Below are 17849 nucleotides of genomic sequence, written 5' to 3'. Positions count from 1 at the left end.
ACGATACAATCATTAGCGACTTGCGCAGTCACGACCTCATAAAATATAGATAATTTCGGAATCATATCTATTAAAAGAGGGATATTCGGCTAGATGATTGAGATTAATGAGATAATTCGCAAAAATCCGGACAATGATTCAAGCGGGAAACAGTGCGAGTCGCACAATCTTGCTAAAATTATCTATAATTTACCGTTCATACAGCTGATCTTCCGCGCGCAGGAAATTCACCGGCAGCATTTTGACCCCGACGCCATTCAGATGAGCAGGCTGCTTTCGATCAAGACGGGCGGTTGCGCGGAGGATTGCGGCTATTGCAGCCAGTCGGCGCATTATCCAACCGGATTGAAGGCTTCGAAGCTGATGGAGGTTGAGCGCGTGCTTGCCGAAGCGCGCAAGGCGCAGGAAGGCGGCGCGACACGCTATTGCATGGGAACGGCATGGCGCAGTCCAAAGGACCGCGACATGGACATGCTTGTCGCCATGGTCGAAGGCGTCAAGGCAATGGGCATGGAAACCTGCATGACCCTTGGCATGTTGACGCCTGAACAATCGGTCCGCCTCTCCGACGCCGGGCTTGATTATTACAACCACAATATCGACACGTCGGAACGCTTCTATCCCGAGATCATCACCACCCGCACTTTCGAAGACCGGCTGGAAACACTGGCCAATGTCCGCGATGCGGGCATCAAGGTCTGCGCGGGCGGGATTCTCGGCATGGGCGAAACCGTAGACGACCGCATTTCGATGCTGGTCACGCTGGCCAATTTGCCAACACCGCCCGAAAGCGTACCGATCAACATGCTGATCCCTATCCCCGGATCGCGCCTTGCCAATGCCGAGCCCATCGACCCGTTCGATTTCATCCGCACCATCGCGCTGGCCCGCATTCTCATGCCGACATCTTATGTGCGGCTTTCCGCAGGGCGCACCGATATGAGCGATGAAATGCAGGCGCTTTGCTTCTTTGCAGGCGCCAATTCTATCTTTGTCGGCGACACGCTTCTGACCGCCGACAATCCCGGCGAAGACCACGACAGCGCGCTTTTCCGGCGGCTCGGCCTAAAGCCGATGTCCCTGGAGCAGTCGCGTTGAGCCGTGCCGCCATGGGCCGTTATCAGGCGACGCTGGAGGGCCTCGCGCGGAAATCGCGCCTGCGCAGCCTTTCCCCGCAACAGGGCGTCGATTTTACCTCAAACGACTATCTGGGCCTCGCCAATTCGCCCCGCCTCAAGGCCGCTATCGCTGATGCTCTCGACCGCGGCGTTCCGGCGGGCGCTGGCGGATCGCGGCTGCTGCGTGGCAATCACCCCGAGCATGAAGCGCTTGAAAGTGAAGCGGCTGCCTTTTTCGATGCGGAAAAGGTGCTCTATTTCGGCAGCGGTTTCGCGGCCAATACGGCGCTTTTCGCGACCCTGCCGCGGCGCGGTGACCTGATCGTCTGTGACGCACTGATCCACGCCAGCGCCCATGAAGGGATTTCATCCAGCAAGGCGGACGCGGTCTTCGTACGACATAATGATGTCGATGCTTTCGATACGGCAATCACGGACTGGCGGCGCAAGGGCGGCAAAGGCCATCCGTGGGTTGCGGTTGAAAGCCTCTATTCCATGGACGGCGATATGGCCCCCATCGCAGAGCTGGCCGCACTGGCAGCCCGCCATGACGGATTTCTGGTCATCGATGAAGCTCACGCCACGGGCATTTATGGCTCGCAAGGACGTGGGCTGGCGGCAGACCTCGAAAATCGCGACAATGTGCTGGTGCTGCATACATGCGGCAAGGCGATGGGCCTGTCCGGCGCGCTGCTTCAATTGCCCGCCATATTTGGCGATTATCTGGTCAACCGCGCCCGCAATTTCATCTACTCGACTGCGCCGTCGCCCTTGATGGCAGCCGGTGTGCGCGAAGCATTGCGCGTGATCGCAGACGAACCACAGCGCCGCCAGCAACTGCAAGACCTGACTGGCCTCGCCGGGTCGCCGGTCGTTTCGCTTCTGGGTCTGAAGTCCAGTGGTTCGCAAATCGTGCCGATCCTGATCGGTGACAATTGTCGCGCCATGCGGATTGCCGAAACGATGCGCGCCGAGGGGTTCGATATCCGGGCGATCCGCCCTCCCACCGTGCCGGAAGGAACCGCACGGCTCAGACTATCCATCACGCTCAATGTCAATGAAAGCCAGATTAGCCAGATGTTCGAACGGCTTTCCATAGCAATCGGGAAAGACAGATCATGACAACGCGCTTCGTCGTCTCCGGCACGGATACCGGCATCGGCAAAACGGTCTTTTCAGCCGCGCTCACCGCCGCCCTCGACGGCTCTTACTGGAAACCGGTGCAGTCCGGTCTCGACGCGGAGACCGACAGTGAAGCGGTAGCAAAGCTCGCCGGCCTGCCCCAAAATCGCATTTTACCCGAAGCCTATCGGCTCTCTGCACCGCTTTCGCCCCATCAATCGGCAGCGCTGGACAGCACGGCAATCTCCGCCGACGCACTCACTGTCCCCGAAATCGACGGACCGCTGGTGATCGAAGGCGCAGGCGGGTTGCTGGTGCCGCTTTCGGATCAGCTGGTTTTTGCCGATATATTCGCGCAGTGGCAAATCCCGGTCATTGTCTGCGCCCGGACCAATCTCGGCACGATCAATCACACGCTCCTGTCCGTCGAAGCGCTGAAGCATCGGCGCACGCCCATAGGCGGCATTGCCTTCATCGGTGATGAAAACCCCGAAACCCAGCGCATCATTGCTAAAATGAGCGGTGTGCGCGTTCTCGGTCGTCTGCCATTGCTTCCGTCACTCTCCGAAGGCGCATTGATGCACGCCTTTGAAGAGAATTTCGATCTCGGCAGTTTCGCAGAGGTGTGCGCATGAAGCGGCAGACCGTCTGGCACCCCTTCACCCAGCATGCGCTGGAACCGGAGATGCAGCGCATCGTCTCGACGGATGGCGTTTATCTGATCGACGAGAACGGCAAGCGCATTCTCGATGCAATCTCCTCCTGGTGGGTCATTACCCATTGTCACCGCCACCCTCTAATCATGCAGGCAATCCGCGACTCCACGGAGAGCTTCGATCAGATCATCTTTGCCGAATATTCCCATGCGCCTGCCGAACAACTGGCAGAAGGGCTGATTGAAATCGCGCCGCCCGGCCTGCAGCACGTCTTTTATTCGGATAGCGGTTCGACAGCGGTAGAAGTCGCGCTGAAGATGGCGCTCGGCTATTTTCACAATACGGGCCAAGCACGGGACCGTATCGTCGTGATGGAGCACAGCTATCACGGTGATACTATCGGCACCATGTCCACCGGCGAGCGCGGCGTGTTCAATGCCGCCTACGAACCTTTGCTGTTTGGCGTCGACCGGCTGCCCTTTCCCGAAAAGGGCAACGAGCAGCGCACACTGGACATGTTCGAGCAACATTGCAGGGCGGGCCACGTGGCGGCATTGCTGATCGAACCGCTTGTCCTCGGGGCGGGTGGCATGAAAACCTATCGCCCGGCGCTCCTGACCGCTCTGAAAGAGATCGCCGAACGCTTCGACTGCCTGCTGATCGCCGATGAGGTGATGACCGGCTGGGGAAGAACCGGAACGCTGTTTGCCTGCGAGCAGGCGCGCATTACTCCGGATATTATGTGCTTATCCAAGGGGCTGACCGGCGGTGCCTTGCCACTGGCCGCAACGCTCTGCACCCCGGCGATCTTCGACGCGCATCTATCGACCGACCGCCGAAAGAGCTTCTTTCACTCTAGCTCCTATACCGCCAATCCGATTGCCTGCGCCGCCGCCGTCGCCAATCTTGATGTCTGGCGACAGGAGCCTGTCTTAAGCCGCATTCGCTCCATTGAGGAGTTTCACGAACACAATCTGACGCGCTTTGCAGGCGACCGGCGTTTTGCGAATATCCGGCAGGCGGGAACCATTGCCGCGCTCGATATTGTTGTGCCCTCCGGCGGCTATCTTGCAGAAATCGGCCAGCATATGCGCAAGCTATTCAGAGAGCGGAACTTGCTGATCCGTCCGCTTGGTAATGTGATCTATCTGATGCCGCCCTATTGCGTGACCAGCGAGGAGTTGACCACGCTTTACGACGCGATTGACGAAGTGGCATCCATCGTGACGGGGCAGCCACAATGAGCCCGTGCCGCTCCTCGCGCATGGCAGGCTTCGGCCACGCCGTGCCCGAACGTTGTGTGGAGAACCGAGAGATCGAACAACAGCTCGGTCTTGAACCGGGCTGGATCGAACGTCGCACGGGCATCCGCTCGCGCTATTGGGCAGGCGATGGCGAGACCTTGAGCGGGCTTGCGGCCATGGCGGGAGACAAGGCGCTGAATAATGGGGGCATCGCTCGTGAAGAGGTCGCGCTGACATTGCTTGCCACCTCGACACCGGATCATCTGTTACCGCCGTCAGCTCCGCTGCTGGCTCACAAGCTCGGCCTTGCGCGGTCAGGTGCCATTGATCTGGCGGGCGCTTGTGCGGGTTTTCTTTATGCCCTTACCCTCGCTGACTGCTTTGTACGCACGCATGACCGCCCCGTGCTTGTGGTCGCCGCCAATATTCTGAGCCGCCGTATCAATCCGGCTGAGCGCGCAAGCGCCGTCCTCTTCGCCGATGCAGCAGGAGCCGTCGTACTGGTGCCGGACGAAGACCCGCAACGCGGGCTCCTATCCGCTGATCTGTCGTCAGACGGAAGCGGCTATGACCTGATATCGATCCCATCCGGCGGCAGCAATCAGCCTTTTTCGCCCAGCTTGGCACCAGAGCAGTTTCTGATGACGATGCGCGATGGTCGCGAGGTGTTTTCCCGCGCAGTCGATCTGATGACCGCGACTTCCAGAAATGCGCTTGAGAAAGCAGGAATCGAATCGGCACGCATTGATCACTTCATCCCGCATCAGGCCAATGCGCGTATGTTTGATGCGGTCGCCCATAATCTGGGAATCGACCCGGCTAAAACAGTCAGGACAATCGCAACCTTTGGCAACTCCTCCGCCGCGACGGTTCCACTGTCGCTATCGATTGCCAATGAAAGCCGAGCTTTTGCACAAGGCGAAACGCTTCTGCTCACCGCCGCAGGCGCTGGTATGATGGGCGGCGCAGCGGTATACGTCGCTTAATCCCGGATTTAACCCACCCACCTCATGGCCCGACAGACTGTGAGTTAATTATTAGCCTTCAACATATTTGACTTTACAGTAAAGTGAAAATATCTTCTGTAATATCAGTCTCTTGACGAACGCATGAGGCGTGGGAGGGCCTGAGAAACATGGATAGAAAATTGAATGTGAGTACCGAAACGGTGCTCGACGCCACACGAAAAATGCTGTCCCAGCACGGTTCGGCTGTCAGCCTGGAACTGGTGGCAGCAGAAGCAGGTCTGACACGCCAGACCCTTTATAACCGGTTTGGCAGCAAGCAAACCCTTCTGCGCGCGGCTTTCGACGATCTGCGCCAGCAGATTCATACGCGTTTGGACAATGCACCTTGGGAATCAGAACCCGAAGTTCTGCTCCCGGTGATCGCCCGCATCGTGGCGGACAGTTTTCTGGATCTGGCAATGGCTAAATTGCTGCGCGCCATGATTCAGGCTGTTGAGGACATTCCGGAAATCAGCGTCAGTCTCAGGTCGGACCAGACCGGACAGGTTCTGAACAAAATGATCGAATATCTGCAGGAAAAAACCCAAGCTGGCGAATTTTATGTCACCGACCCGGAAACACAGGCCATGCTTTTCCTGGGCAGCATAAACGGCTTTCTATTCCCACGCTTGCTGCTTGGGATCGTCCCTCCCGACGAAAGGGTCAATCAGAAACTCATCGATGCATCCATCGAAAGTTTTCTCCGCATCTGGCGAAGCCCGGAATAATATTCTTTCAACCTGCCCGCTTCCCGCTTGTTTCCACCGACAAGCGATCCTACGATATCGCAATTCACCGGCCCACTGCGCCCTTCCCACACAGATCAGCAGCAGTCTACAGCGTATCACGCTCGCCGGTGCCATGGGTTACCGTCGGAAGACAAACGAATTAAGGACTTGAGAAATGACCGACAAGCAGGCCTCGAAAGCAATGTGGACCTATTACAAGGGCGAGTGGCGCGAAGGCGACGTGCGCATTCTGGGTGCGGCATCGCACGCGACCTGGCTTGGTTCTGCAGTGTTCGGCGGCGCGCGCCTGTTCGAAGGCGTCACGCCGGACCTTGACCGTCACGCAGCTCGCGCCAACGATTCCGCCCGTGCGCTGGGGCTGGCGCCGACGCTTTTGGCCAATGACATTGAAGCACTGGCCCTCGAAGGCCTGAAGAAATTCGCGCCCGGCACTGATGTCTATATTCGCCCCATGTACTGGGCCGAAGAAGGCGACAGCAGCACGGTTGCGCCGCTCGCCTCCTCGACCGATTTCGCCTTGTGCCTAGAAGCCATTCCGATGGTCGAGCCGAAGGGCTTTACCATCACCACGACCTCGTTCCGGCGTCCTTTTCTGGAAGTCATGCCGGTCAACGCCAAGGCGGCCTGCCTCTATCCGAACAACGGCCGCATGCTGCTCGAAGCCAAGGCCAAGGGTTTTCACAATGCAATCGTGACCGATGTGCTGGGCAATGTTGCGGAAACGGCAACCTCCAACATCTTCATGGTTCGCGGCGGCGAAGTCTTCACGCCGGTGCCGAATGGCACCTTCCTCAACGGCATCACCCGCCAGCGCGTCATCAAGCTGTTGCGCGCTGCTGGCGTGACCGTGCACGAAACAACGCTCAGAATAGAAGATTTCCGTCAGGCCGACGAAATCTTCTCAACCGGCAATATGAGCAAAGTTGTGCCGATCATCGGCTTTGATGATCGCAAGCTCGATTACGGCGCTGTCACCAAGCGCGCCCGCAGTCTCTATTGGGAATGGGCGCACGCCTGATTTTCTGCCACGAACTCCTCGCTCTTAACGCTCCGGGCTGTCCTGCCCGGAGCCAATCCCTGACAGCGGCTGGCGCATGATCGAACATACCCCCCTCTATCTGGCAGTCGCTATTACGGCGGCATTTCTGGTCGGCATGTCGAAAGGGGGCCTGCCCTCGGTCGGAACGCTCGCCGTGCCGCTGATGGCGCTCGTCATCTCGCCTGTCACCGCCGCCGCGTTGTTGCTGCCGATCTACGTTATCAGCGACATGTTCGGGCTTTACCTCTACCGGCATCATTATTCAGCGCGCAATCTCGCCATTCTCACGCCAGCAGCCATCGTCGGAGTCGGCATCGGCTGGCTGTTCAGCTCGCACCTTTCCGCCACCTTCATCGGCATGCTGGTCGGGCTGGTCGGCATTCTGTTCTGCCTGAATGCCTGGGTTGGCGCACGTTATCGCCGAAAGGCCCGTAAGGCCGATGTTCCGGGCGGTATTTTCTGGGGTATTCTCACCGGCCTTACCAGTTTCGTGTCGCATTCCGGTGCGCCACCCTTTCAGATGTATGTGCTGCCACAGCATCTGGAAAAGCTTGTCTTCGCGGGCACATCGACGATCCTCTTCGCCATCGTCAACGCCGTGAAGCTGGTGCCATACTGGCAGTTGCAGCAGTTTTCCAATCTTGATCTGTCGATGGGCCTCTGGCTGATCCCTTCCGCAGTGATCGGCACTTTTGCCGGTGCTAAACTGACCCGGCTTCTGCCTGACGGTCCCTTCTTCCTGCTCGTGCAACTGACGCTGTTCGGGCTTTCCATCAAGCTGATAGCCGATTGGGTCATGCCGTATTTCTTTGGTTGAGGGTCTTGCGCCAGTTCTTGCCAGATGCCTTCGCTTCCGCCACCATGCGCACAAAATGCGGGGAGGAATACGGGAATGGCTGATGCGGATGCGATCATTATTGGCGCGGGGCTCGCGGGCCTCGCCGCAGCGAACGAACTGACCAGCGCGGGCAAAACGGTCATCCTGCTGGAGCAGGAAGGCGAAAACTCCATCGGCGGTCAGGCCTTCTGGTCGCTGGGGGGCCTGTTCATGATCGACACGCCGGAGCAACGCCGTCTTGGCATCAAGGACAGTTTCGATCTTGCTGCGCAAGACTGGTTCGGCTCGGCGCAGTTTGACCGGCCAGAAGATCTCTGGCCCCGAAAATGGGCCGAAGCCTATCTGCAATTTGCCACCGGTGAAATGCGCCCATGGCTGCGCAGCCTTGGCATGCGCTGGTTTCCCGTGGTCGGCTGGGCCGAACGCGGCGGTGCGCTCGCTCATGGGCACGGCAATTCCGTACCGCGTTTTCACGTCACCTGGGGGACTGGGCCGGGTGTGGTAGCACCGTTTGAACAGCGGCTGCGGACCGCAATGGCGAAGGGCCTTGTGACCCTGAAATGCCGTCACCGTGTCAATGAAATCACCACCGAAAACGGACGTGTCACCGGCGTTTTCGGCGAAGTGCTGGCCCCTTCCACGGTAGAGCGCGGGCAACCATCTTCCCGAGAGGTGATTGGCGAATTCGCATTTGGCGCTGACAACGTTATCGTCACGTCCGGCGGCATTGGCGGCGATCCCGAACGCGTGCGCCGCGCATGGCCGCGCGAAAGGCTCGGCAACCCACCGAAAGAAATGGTGCTTGGTGTTCCGGCCCATGTGGACGGGCGCGGCATCGATATGGCGGTCGAAGCGGGCGGGCACGTCATCAATGCCGACCGCATGTGGCATTATACCGAGGGTCTGCGCAACTGGAACCCGATCTGGCCCAATCACGGCATCCGCATCCTGCCCGGTCCATCGTCCATGTGGTTCGACGCTCGCGGCAACCGTTTACCGGCCCCCTATCTGCCCGGCTTCGACACCCTCGGCACACTCAAGCACATTCTCTCCACCGGCTATGATTATTCGTGGTTCATTCTGACCGAAAAGATCATTCGCAAGGAGTTTTCGCTTTCCGGTTCCGAACAGAACCCGGACCTGACCGGCAAAAGCTGGAAACTGCTGCTGAAAAGCCGCCTCGGCAAAGCCCCGCCGCCGCCCGTCAAAGCTTTTATCGACAACGGCGCCGATTTCATAACCGCCAAGACGATTGAAGAGCTGGTCGCAGGCATGAACAATTTGAGCGGTGAGAAACTGCTCGATATGCGAAGCATTCGCGACCAGATCGAAGCGCGGGATCGTGAAGTGGTCAACCGCTACACAAAGGATGCGCAGGTCATGGCGATCCATAATGCACGCGCCTATATCGGTGACCGGCTGACACGCGCTGTACCGCTTCACGCGCTGCTCGATCCGGCCAACGGCCCGCTGATCGCCGTCAAATTGCATATTCTGACCCGCAAGACGCTGGGCGGTCTGCACACCAATCTTCAGTCGGCAGTTCTGGGCGAGAATGGCGAGCCGGTTCCCGGCCTTTATGCGGCAGGCGAGGCCGCGGGTTTCGGCGGTGGCGGCTATCACGGTTATAACGCGCTGGAAGGCACATTTCTTGGCGGCTGTATATTCTCCGGGCGGGCGGCAGGCCGGGCAGTCGCTTCAATCTGAATTGCCAGATAACTTCTGAAAAACCAGCAACCAACTGATTTCAAAAAATTTTCAACCGAATTTCTGCCCGCGAACCCATGGCGCGCTGTCCCGTTTTCTATATGAGATTTTTATATCGCGGCCCGTTTCCCTGTCTCGAAACCCTATGCCGTAAGGTCACATAATCCCTGCATGGCAAAAGCCTTCACAACAGGGAGCCCCGCAAGGGGACGACATTATGGACATCGCCGTCCTGGCAATCGGCATCGGCTTCTTCGTTCTGCTCTTCGGCTATCTGCGCATCTGCGAAAAGCTTTGAGGCCGTAACATGCTGATCGAATATATCGCTGGCGCTTTGGTCGCCATCTTCATCGCGATCTATCTTCTTTATGCGCTCATTCGCCCAGAGCGGTTCTGACCGACCCGCGAATAGCGGCCCTATAGGGGCTTGGGAAAAACCATGACAATCAATGGATGGATACAGATCCTCGTTTTTTGCGGGATCATCATTCTGCTCGTAAAGCCGCTTGGCTTCTATATAACGCGTGTCTTCAACGGTGACCGGACATTCCTTTCGCCGGTTTTCGTGCCTGTCGAACGCGGGCTATATCGTCTTGCGGGCACTGGCGAGCGCGAGGAACAGCACTGGACGAGCTACACCGCCGCCATGCTGCTGTTCAATCTGGCCGGGTTCCTTCTGCTTTATGCGATGCAACGGTTTCAGGGCGTATTGCCCTTCAACCCCATGGGCATGAGCAATGTGCCCGCCGACCTCGCCTTCAACACCGCCACCAGTTTTGTCACCAACACCAACTGGCAGAATTACGGCGGCGAAAGCACCATGTCCTATCTGACCCAGATGGCCGGACTGACGGTGCAGAACTTCGTCTCTGCTGCAACGGGCGTTGCAATCGCGATGGCGCTTATCCGAGCTTTCTCGCGCAAATCAATGAAAACGCTCGGTAATTTCTGGGTCGATCTCACGCGCTGCACGCTCTATATCCTGCTGCCGATCTGCATCGCGATCACGCTCGCCTTCGTCGCGCTTGGTGTGCCGCAAACGCTCGGCGCTTATGCGCAGGCCACGACGCTGGAAGGCGCGCGGCAGGTCATCGCGCTTGGGCCTGTTGCCTCGCAGCTGGCAATCAAGATGCTCGGCACCAATGGCGGCGGCTTCTTCAACGCCAATTCCGCACATCCGTTTGAAAACCCCGACGCCATCTCCAACATGATCCAGATGGTCGCGATCTTCGCCATTGGCGCATCGCTGACCAATGTCTTTGGTCGCATGGTCGGGAATGAAAAGCAAGGTTGGGCGATCTTTGCGGCCATGGGCGTGCTGTTCGTTGCAGGCGTAGCCATCTGCTATTGGGCAGAAGCAGCCGGCAATCCGCTGATCCACGCACTCGGCATCGACGGCGCGAATATGGAAGGCAAGGAAGCCCGTTTCGGTATCGCCATGTCCGCCCTTTTCGCGGTGGTCACGACTGCCGCATCCTGTGGCGCGGTGATTGCCATGCATGACAGCATGATGGCGCTCGGCGGTATGATCCCGATGATCAACATGATGCTCGGCGAAATCATCATTGGCGGTGTTGGCGCAGGCTTCTACGGCATTATCCTGTTTGTCATCGTGGCGATTTTCGTGGCTGGCCTGATGGTCGGTCGCACGCCTGAATATCTGGGCAAAAAGATCGAGGCCAAGGAAGTCAAGATGGCGATGCTGGCCGTCCTCTGCCTGCCGCTGTCGATCCTTGGCTTCACGGCAATCGCTGCCGTTATTCCGGTAGGCTTGAGTTCGATTGCCAATCCGGGACCCCATGGATTTTCGGAAATTCTCTACGCCTATACGTCGGGCACCGCCAATAATGGCTCGGCCTTCGGCGGCCTCTCCGGCAACACGCCCTGGTACAACATCACCATCGGCCTTGCCATGCTGATGGGACGGTTCCTCGTCATTGTTCCGGCCATGGCCATCGGCGGATCGCTGGTCGCCAAGAAAATCGCCCCGCAATCGGCAGGCACCTTCCCGACCCATGGTCCATTGTTCGTGGGCTTGCTGATCGGCGTCATTCTGGTTGTCGGCGGGCTCATCTTTTTCCCCGCGCTGGCGCTGGGACCCATCGCCGAACACCTCGCCTTGATCCAGGGAAAGACCTTCTGATGCTGAAACCGTCGAACTGCATTCTGTCGATCCTTGCCGTGATGTTCATCCTGTTTCTCGCCATCCGGCTGATCTGAGCGTCCGCTTCGCAAAACATCTACTGGAGCCTCGTTATGAGCCAGTCCAAATCTGCGAGCATTCTCGATGCCCGCATCCTTATCCCGGCGGTTGGCGATGCCTTCCGCAAACTGAACCCGAAAAGCCTCGCCCGAAACCCGGTCATGTTCGTCGTGGCCGTCGTTTCGTCCCTCACCACGGTGCTGCTTGCAAAAGATATCGCGACCGGTGGGGCCAGTGTCGGCTTTTCATTCCAGATCGTGCTGTGGCTGTGGTTCACGGTGCTGTTCGCCAATTTTGCCGAAGCGGTTGCCGAAGGGCGTGGCAAGGCGCAGGCGGAATCCCTGCGCCGCACGCGCACCGAAACACAGGCCAAACTTCTGAACGGCGACAGCAAGACCGATTACAAAACCGTACCCGGAACCAGCCTCAAGGTCGGCGATATCGTTCTCGTTGAAGCAGGCGACATCATCCCCTCCGATGGCGAGGTGATCGAGGGTGTCGCTTCGGTCAATGAAGCCGCCATCACCGGCGAATCCGCGCCCGTCATCCGCGAATCCGGCGGCGACCGTTCCGCCGTCACCGGCGGCACGCAAGTCCTGTCCGACTGGATCAGGGTGCGTATCACTGCGGCTCAGGGCTCAACCTTCATCGACAAGATGATCAGCCTCGTGGAAGGCGCTGAACGTCAGAAAACCCCGAACGAGATCGCGCTCAACATCCTGCTGGCAGGCATGACACTGATCTTCGTTCTGGCCGTGGTGACGATTCCAAGCTTCGCGACCTATGCGGGCGGCTACATCCCGGTCATTGTTCTGGTTGCCTTGTTTGTAACCCTGATCCCCACCACCATCGGCGCGCTGCTGTCGGCTATCGGCATTGCGGGCATGGACCGTCTGGTGCGCTTCAATGTGTTGGCCATGTCGGGCCGCGCGGTGGAAGCAGCAGGCGATGTCGATACTCTGCTTCTCGACAAGACTGGCACGATCACGCTCGGCAATCGTCAGGCAACCGCCTTCATGCCGGTAACCGGCATCAGCGAACAGGAACTGGCCGACGCAGCACAACTGGCCTCGCTTGCCGATGAAACGCCAGAAGGTCGTTCCATCGTGGTGCTGGCCAAGGAGAAATATGCCATTCGCGGTCGTGATATGCAGAACCTCCATGCGACATTCGTGCCCTTCACGGCGCAGAGCCGCATGAGCGGCGTCGATATTGACGGCTCGTCCATCCGCAAGGGCGCCGTGGATGCCGTGCTGAAACACGCGACTTCGGATGTAAAAGACGTTCACGAACTGCAAGCCATCGCCGACACCATTGCCAAGGCTGGCGGCACGCCGCTTGCCGTGGTCAAGGACGGCAGGTTGCTTGGCGTCATCCATCTGAAGGATATCGTCAAGGGCGGCATTCGTGAGCGTTTTTCCGAATTGCGGCGCATGGGCATCCGCACGGTCATGATCACCGGCGACAATCCCATGACCGCAGCGGCAATCGCGGCGGAAGCGGGCGTGGATGATTTTCTGGCGCAAGCAACGCCAGAGAACAAGCTAGCACTAATCCGCGAGGAACAGGCCAAGGGCAAGCTTGTCGCCATGTGCGGCGACGGCACCAATGACGCGCCTGCCCTTGCGCAGGCCGATGTGGGTGTCGCCATGAATACTGGCACCGTGGCGGCCCGCGAGGCCGGCAACATGGTCGATCTCGACAGCGATCCGACAAAGCTCATCGAGATTGTTGAAATCGGCAAGCAGCTTTTGATGACGCGCGGCGCGCTGACGACCTTCTCCATCGCCAACGATATCGCCAAATATTTCGCGATCATTCCGGCCATGTTTCTGGCTTTCTATCCGCAGCTCGGCGCGCTCAACATCATGAACCTCGCCACCCCGCAAAGCGCCATTCTCTCGGCCATTATCTTCAATGCTCTCATCATCGTGGCGCTGATCCCGCTTTCGCTGAAAGGCGTGAAGTACAAGGCCGTTGGCGCAGGCGCCCTACTCTCGCGCAACCTGCTCATCTACGGCCTCGGCGGCGTTATCGTTCCGTTCATCGGCATAAAGGCCATCGATATGGCCATTATTGCCCTTAGCCTCGCATAAGGATTTTCACCCATGTTGAAGCAACTTCGTCCGGCCTTGGTCATGATCGTCGCGCTGACCGTGGTTACCGGGTTCATCTATCCGCTCGGCATGACAGGCCTCGCGCAGGCAATCTTTCCGCAGCAGGCCAATGGCAGCCTGATCGAGAAGGACGGCAAGGTCATCGGTTCTGAACTGATCGGACAGAATTTCGCCGGTGACCGTTATTTTCACGGTCGCCCATCCGCCGCCGGCAAGGATGGCTACGATGCGTCCAGCTCCGGCGGCTCCAATCTCGGGCCAACCAATCCCGCTTTGATCGAGCGGATCAAGGCCGAGGCAGAAACCTTGAAACAGACAACGCCTGACACAACGATCCCCATCGATCTCGTGACCACCTCGGCCAGCGGCCTCGACCCGCATATTTCGCCGGAAACAGCGCTTTATCAGATACCCCGTGTTGCCAAGGCGCGGGGCATCAGCGAAGCCGCGCTGCGGGGCATTGTCGAACAACACGTGGAAGACCGCGAGCTCGGTTTTCTCGGCGAAGCTGTGGTCAACGTCCTGAAACTCAATCTTGTTCTGGACAGAACCGCAGCTAAATAAAGTAGAATACGGGCGGCACAAACGATGCCGCCCGCTTCGCAGGAGCATTATCAGTAATGTCGGACGACAGTCGCGCTGACAACACCCGGCCTTCTCCCGATGCCCTGCTCGAACAGGCGGAGCGCGAAACGCGTGGCCGCCTCAAGATATTTCTGGGCGCAGCGCCCGGTGTCGGCAAGACCTATGAGATGCTGATGTCCGGCAGGGCGCGCAAGGCCGATGGCGTCGATATCGTCATCGGCGTCGTCGAAACCCATGGTCGCCGCGACACTGAAGCCCTGATCGACGGGCTGGAATTGGTCCCGCGCGCCCGCGTCGCCTATCATGGCCATGAACTGGAAGAGATGGACATCGACGCCGTGCTGGCGCGCCGTCCACAGCTGGTTCTGGTGGATGAACTCGCCCACAGCAATGCGCCAGGCAGTCGTCACCCCAAGCGCTATCAGGATGTGGAGGAAATCCTCGGACAAGGGATAGACGTTTATACCACGCTCAACATCCAGCATGTCGAAAGCCTGAACGACGTGGTGGCGCAGATCACACGCATTCGCGTTCGCGAGACGGTGCCGGACAGCATTATCGACCGCGCCGACGATATCGAGCTGATCGACCTCACACCCGGCGACCTCATCAAGCGGCTCAATGATGGCAAGGTCTATCTTCCCAAGACAGCAAAGCGCGCAATCCGCAATTACTTTTCGCCCGGCAATCTGACCGCGCTGCGTGAACTTGCGCTGCGACGCACCGCGCAGCGGGTGGACGAACAGCTTCTCACTCATATGCGCGCCCACGCGATCGAAGGTCCATGGGCTGCAGGCGACCGCATTCTCGTTGCGGTTGACGAAAGGCCGCGCAGTGCATCGCAGGTGCGCTATGCGCGCCGTCTCGCCGACCGGCTGCGCGCGCCCTGGGCGGTCATTCACATTGAAACGCCACGCTCGGCCAATATGTCGGAGGATGAAAAGGATCGGCTGTCGGCGACCATGCGCCTTGCCGAACAGCTGGGCGGCGAGCCGATCATCATTCCCGGCCAGTCGGTGGCCGAAGACATTATCCGCTATGCCAACACGCATAATTTCACGCAGGTTGTCGTCGGCAAATCGGCCAAGCCGCGCTGGCGCGAAATTGTCGAAGGCTCGGTCGGGCACGACCTGATCCGCCGGGCGGGCGCCATAGATGTGCACATCACGGCAGGCATCGATCAGGATGCGGTCAGCACCGCCCGCAAGGTCAAGACTGCCGCGCCATCGGCAAGCCTGCAAATTTTGCCCTATGCGATTGGCACGGCAGTCGTCGGAGCCGCGAATGGCATCGGGCTGCTGCTCGACCAGTTTCTCGATGTTCGCAGCATAGCGCTGGTCTTCGTGGTCGGCGTGCTTGGCGTCGCGGTTACGCTTGGTCTTTGGCCTGCGCTGTTCGTTTCCATCATCAGCGCCTTCGCCTATAATTTCTTCTTTCTGCCGCCGCTTTACACGCTGTCCATCGCGGACCCGGAAAGTGTGGTGGCGCTCGTCTTCTTCCTCCTTGTCAGCTTTGTGGCCAGCAATCTGGCAAGCCGCGTGCAGCGTCAGGCGGCATCGGCGCGCCAGCGCGCGCGTATGACAGAGGATCTCTATCTTTTCAGCAAAAAGCTGGCGGGCACCGGCTCGCTGGACGATGTGCTTTGGGCAACAGCCTTTCAGATCGCATCCATGCTGAAGGTGCGTGCGGTCATCCTGCTGCCGGAGCGCGAGAGCATAGCGGTGCGCGCCGGATATCCGCCGGATGACACACTCGATGATGCCGATATTGCGGCCGCCCATTGGGCTTGGGAGCACAATCTGCCCGCGGGACGTGGTGCCGATACGCTGCCCGGTGCGCGCCGTCTTTACCTGCCGCTGCGCACCGCGCGAACTTCAGTCGGCGTCATCGGTCTCGACAATGACCGTCAGGGACCGATCCTCACGCCCGAACAGCAAAGACTGTTCGAAGCGTTGGCCGATCAGGCCGCCATCGCCATCGAGCGCGTGCAGCTGGTGGAAGATGTCGAGCGCGCAAGACTTGCCGCAGAAACCGACAAGCTGCGCTCTGCACTCCTCACCTCGATCTCGCACGACCTGAAAACGCCGCTTGCGGCCATCATGGGTGCCGCCACCACATTGCGCGAATATCACGGCTCTTTGCCCCCTGAAGATCAGGCCGATCTTTATCAAACCATCGTGGATCAGTCGGAGCGCCTCAATCGCTTCATCGCCAATCTTCTCGACATGACCCGTATTGAAGCGGGGGCAATGGAGCCGAACCTGTCTCCGCATTATGTCGGCGATATTGTCGGCGCTGCCCTGCACCGCGCCGCCAAAATTCTTGCGCGTCACGCGGTGCGCGTGTCTGTGCCCGCCGATCTGCCGATGCTGCGGCTGGATGCGGTTCTGTTTGAACAGGTTCTGTTCAATCTTCTCGACAATGCCGCGAAATACGCGCCGGAAGCCTCTGAAATTGCTATCGAAGCCCATATCAGCGGCACGCGGCTCATTCTAGAGGTCGCCGATCAGGGGCCGGGCATCCCCGCCGATGACCGGGAACGGATTTTCGACAGCTTCTATCGCGTTCGCAAAGGTGATCACGTACAAGCAGGCACAGGCCTTGGCCTCTCCATCGCGCGCGGCTTTGTCGAAGCAATGGGCGGCACTATCACAGCTCGCAATCGCAGCGACCATGACCACAATCGGTCTGGCGCAGTCTTCGTCATCTCACTGCCGCTTCCATCCGGCGACGCTGAAACGGAAACAACGCAATGAATACGCAGAGCGTCAAAGTGCTGATCGTCGATGACGAACCGCCAATCCGTAAGCTCCTACGCGTCGGACTGACCACCGAAGGCTATACGACCGTTGAGGCGGCCAATGCAGCCGAAGCGATAGAGAAGCTCGAGGCTGAAAGCCCTGACCTTGTGCTGCTCGACCTTGGTCTGCCGGATATGGACGGCCACCGGCTCTTGCTGCAATGGCGGCAGGAAGGGCGCAACCTGCCCATCCTCATTCTTTCAAGCCGCACCGACGAGTTGGGTATCGTCAAGGCGCTGGAACTCGGCGCCGATGATTATGTGACCAAGCCCTTCGGCATGCGCGAACTAGCAGCGCGCATCCGCGTGGCACTCCGCCACAAGCTGCAACAGCAAGGCGAAAAGCCGATTTTCCAAAGCGGCGGACTTTCGGTCGATCTGGTACGCCGCATCGTGAAAGTCGATGGCAACGACATCAAGCTGTCGCCCAAGGAATACGATATTCTGCGCCTTCTCGTGCAATATGCGGGTAAGGTTTTGACGCATCAATTTATTCTCAATCAGGTCTGGGGTCCGGCGGCAGATGTGCAATATCTGCGCATTTATGTGCGCCAGCTTCGTCAGAAGATCGAAGCCCTCCCCGACCAGCCGCAATATATTCTCACCGAAACCGGTGTTGGCTATCGCCTGCGCGAAGCCGACGCCCTATAATCAGAAAGACACT

At 58.9% G+C, this 17849-nt stretch carries 15 protein-coding genes; all 15 read left to right on the top strand.

The annotated features are described in order from the left end of the window. Positions 1–102 precede the first annotated feature (102 nt). The 15 genes from bioB (at position 103) to JAU75_RS10640 (ending at position 17836) form a co-directional block, all read left to right on the top strand. The gene (gene bioB / locus JAU75_RS10710; protein ID WP_371836155.1) at positions 103–1098 is read left to right on the top strand and encodes a biotin synthase BioB; all 996 of its coding nucleotides are present in this window, start codon (positions 103–105) and stop codon (positions 1096–1098) included. Continuing rightward, positions 1095–2240 (top strand): 8-amino-7-oxononanoate synthase, encoded by a 1146-nt coding sequence (locus tag JAU75_RS10705; protein WP_199056511.1) that lies wholly within the window; start codon positions 1095–1097, stop codon positions 2238–2240. Before bioB ends, JAU75_RS10705 begins: the two co-directional genes overlap by 4 nt. Further along, positions 2237–2875 carry a dethiobiotin synthase gene (gene bioD, locus JAU75_RS10700; RefSeq protein ID WP_199056510.1) on the top strand — a complete coding sequence of 213 codons (639 nt, stop codon included), beginning with the start codon at positions 2237–2239 and terminating at the stop codon, positions 2873–2875. The genes JAU75_RS10705 and bioD overlap by 4 nt, the downstream gene beginning before the upstream one ends. Then, entirely contained in the window at positions 2872–4140 is a 1269-nt protein-coding gene (locus JAU75_RS10695; RefSeq protein ID WP_199056509.1) for an adenosylmethionine--8-amino-7-oxononanoate transaminase, read from the top strand. The genes bioD and JAU75_RS10695 overlap by 4 nt, the downstream gene beginning before the upstream one ends. Then, entirely contained in the window at positions 4137–5126 is a 990-nt protein-coding gene (locus JAU75_RS10690) for a beta-ketoacyl-ACP synthase III (protein WP_199056508.1), read from the top strand. Before JAU75_RS10695 ends, JAU75_RS10690 begins: the two co-directional genes overlap by 4 nt. Before the next feature lie 149 nt (positions 5127–5275). After that, positions 5276–5875 (top strand): TetR/AcrR family transcriptional regulator, encoded by a 600-nt coding sequence (locus JAU75_RS10685; protein ID WP_199056507.1) that lies wholly within the window; start codon positions 5276–5278, stop codon positions 5873–5875. A 175-nt stretch (positions 5876–6050) separates the two neighbouring features. Next, on the top strand, positions 6051–6914 hold the full coding sequence (locus JAU75_RS10680; protein WP_199056506.1) for a branched-chain amino acid aminotransferase: 864 nt from the start codon (positions 6051–6053) through the stop codon (positions 6912–6914). Between the two features lie 76 nt (positions 6915–6990). Beyond that, a complete protein-coding gene (locus JAU75_RS10675) occupies positions 6991–7752 on the top strand; it encodes a sulfite exporter TauE/SafE family protein (protein ID WP_199056505.1) in 762 nt (253 codons plus the stop codon). Positions 7753–7827: 75 nt separating this feature from the next. After that, positions 7828–9480, top strand: coding sequence for an FAD-binding dehydrogenase (locus JAU75_RS10670; RefSeq protein ID WP_199056504.1), 1653 nt, complete (start codon positions 7828–7830; stop codon positions 9478–9480). Positions 9481–9787: 307 nt separating this feature from the next. Then, positions 9788–9877 carry a K(+)-transporting ATPase subunit F gene (gene kdpF, locus JAU75_RS10665; protein WP_078336841.1) on the top strand — a complete coding sequence of 30 codons (90 nt, stop codon included), beginning with the start codon at positions 9788–9790 and terminating at the stop codon, positions 9875–9877. A gap of 42 nt (positions 9878–9919) precedes the next feature. Next, entirely contained in the window at positions 9920–11623 is a 1704-nt protein-coding gene (gene kdpA / locus JAU75_RS10660) for a potassium-transporting ATPase subunit KdpA (protein WP_199056503.1), read from the top strand. A gap of 113 nt (positions 11624–11736) precedes the next feature. Further along, positions 11737–13779: a potassium-transporting ATPase subunit KdpB gene (kdpB, locus tag JAU75_RS10655; protein ID WP_199056502.1), complete on the top strand. Its 2043-nt coding sequence runs from the start codon at positions 11737–11739 to the stop codon at positions 13777–13779. Positions 13780–13791: 12 nt separating this feature from the next. After that, on the top strand, positions 13792–14364 hold the full coding sequence (gene kdpC / locus JAU75_RS10650) for a potassium-transporting ATPase subunit KdpC (RefSeq protein WP_199056501.1): 573 nt from the start codon (positions 13792–13794) through the stop codon (positions 14362–14364). 56 nt (positions 14365–14420) lie between these two features. Further along, positions 14421–17141 carry a sensor histidine kinase KdpD gene (locus JAU75_RS10645; protein ID WP_199056500.1) on the top strand — a complete coding sequence of 907 codons (2721 nt, stop codon included), beginning with the start codon at positions 14421–14423 and terminating at the stop codon, positions 17139–17141. Continuing rightward, positions 17138–17836 carry a response regulator transcription factor gene (locus JAU75_RS10640; RefSeq protein ID WP_199056499.1) on the top strand — a complete coding sequence of 233 codons (699 nt, stop codon included), beginning with the start codon at positions 17138–17140 and terminating at the stop codon, positions 17834–17836. Before JAU75_RS10645 ends, JAU75_RS10640 begins: the two co-directional genes overlap by 4 nt. Positions 17837–17849 lie beyond the last annotated feature (13 nt).

Source organism: Ochrobactrum sp. Q0168 (assembly GCF_016427605.1).
In the GTDB taxonomy this organism is placed as follows: Bacteria; Pseudomonadota; Alphaproteobacteria; order Rhizobiales; family Rhizobiaceae; genus Brucella.
The sequence above is the reverse complement of the archived record's forward strand: the minus strand, read 5'-3'. Positions and strand labels throughout refer to the sequence as shown.

What these genes read in the sequence shown, in the direction of transcription:
- bioD (WP_199056510.1), top strand. Translation starts at nt 2,237, where the DNA reads ATGACAACGCGCTTCGTCGTCTCCGGCACGGATACCGGCATCGGCAAA.
- JAU75_RS10695 (WP_199056509.1), top strand. Translation starts at nt 2,872, where the DNA reads ATGAAGCGGCAGACCGTCTGGCACCCCTTCACCCAGCATGCGCTGGAA.
- JAU75_RS10690 (WP_199056508.1), top strand. Translation starts at nt 4,137, where the DNA reads ATGAGCCCGTGCCGCTCCTCGCGCATGGCAGGCTTCGGCCACGCCGTG.
- JAU75_RS10685 (WP_199056507.1), top strand. Translation starts at nt 5,276, where the DNA reads ATGGATAGAAAATTGAATGTGAGTACCGAAACGGTGCTCGACGCCACA.
- JAU75_RS10680 (WP_199056506.1), top strand. Translation starts at nt 6,051, where the DNA reads ATGACCGACAAGCAGGCCTCGAAAGCAATGTGGACCTATTACAAGGGC.
- JAU75_RS10675 (WP_199056505.1), top strand. Translation starts at nt 6,991, where the DNA reads ATGATCGAACATACCCCCCTCTATCTGGCAGTCGCTATTACGGCGGCA.
- JAU75_RS10670 (WP_199056504.1), top strand. Translation starts at nt 7,828, where the DNA reads ATGGCTGATGCGGATGCGATCATTATTGGCGCGGGGCTCGCGGGCCTC.
- kdpF (WP_078336841.1), top strand. Translation starts at nt 9,788, where the DNA reads ATGCTGATCGAATATATCGCTGGCGCTTTGGTCGCCATCTTCATCGCG.
- kdpA (WP_199056503.1), top strand. Translation starts at nt 9,920, where the DNA reads ATGACAATCAATGGATGGATACAGATCCTCGTTTTTTGCGGGATCATC.
- kdpB (WP_199056502.1), top strand. Translation starts at nt 11,737, where the DNA reads ATGAGCCAGTCCAAATCTGCGAGCATTCTCGATGCCCGCATCCTTATC.
- kdpC (WP_199056501.1), top strand. Translation starts at nt 13,792, where the DNA reads ATGTTGAAGCAACTTCGTCCGGCCTTGGTCATGATCGTCGCGCTGACC.
- JAU75_RS10645 (WP_199056500.1), top strand. Translation starts at nt 14,421, where the DNA reads ATGTCGGACGACAGTCGCGCTGACAACACCCGGCCTTCTCCCGATGCC.
- JAU75_RS10640 (WP_199056499.1), top strand. Translation starts at nt 17,138, where the DNA reads ATGAATACGCAGAGCGTCAAAGTGCTGATCGTCGATGACGAACCGCCA.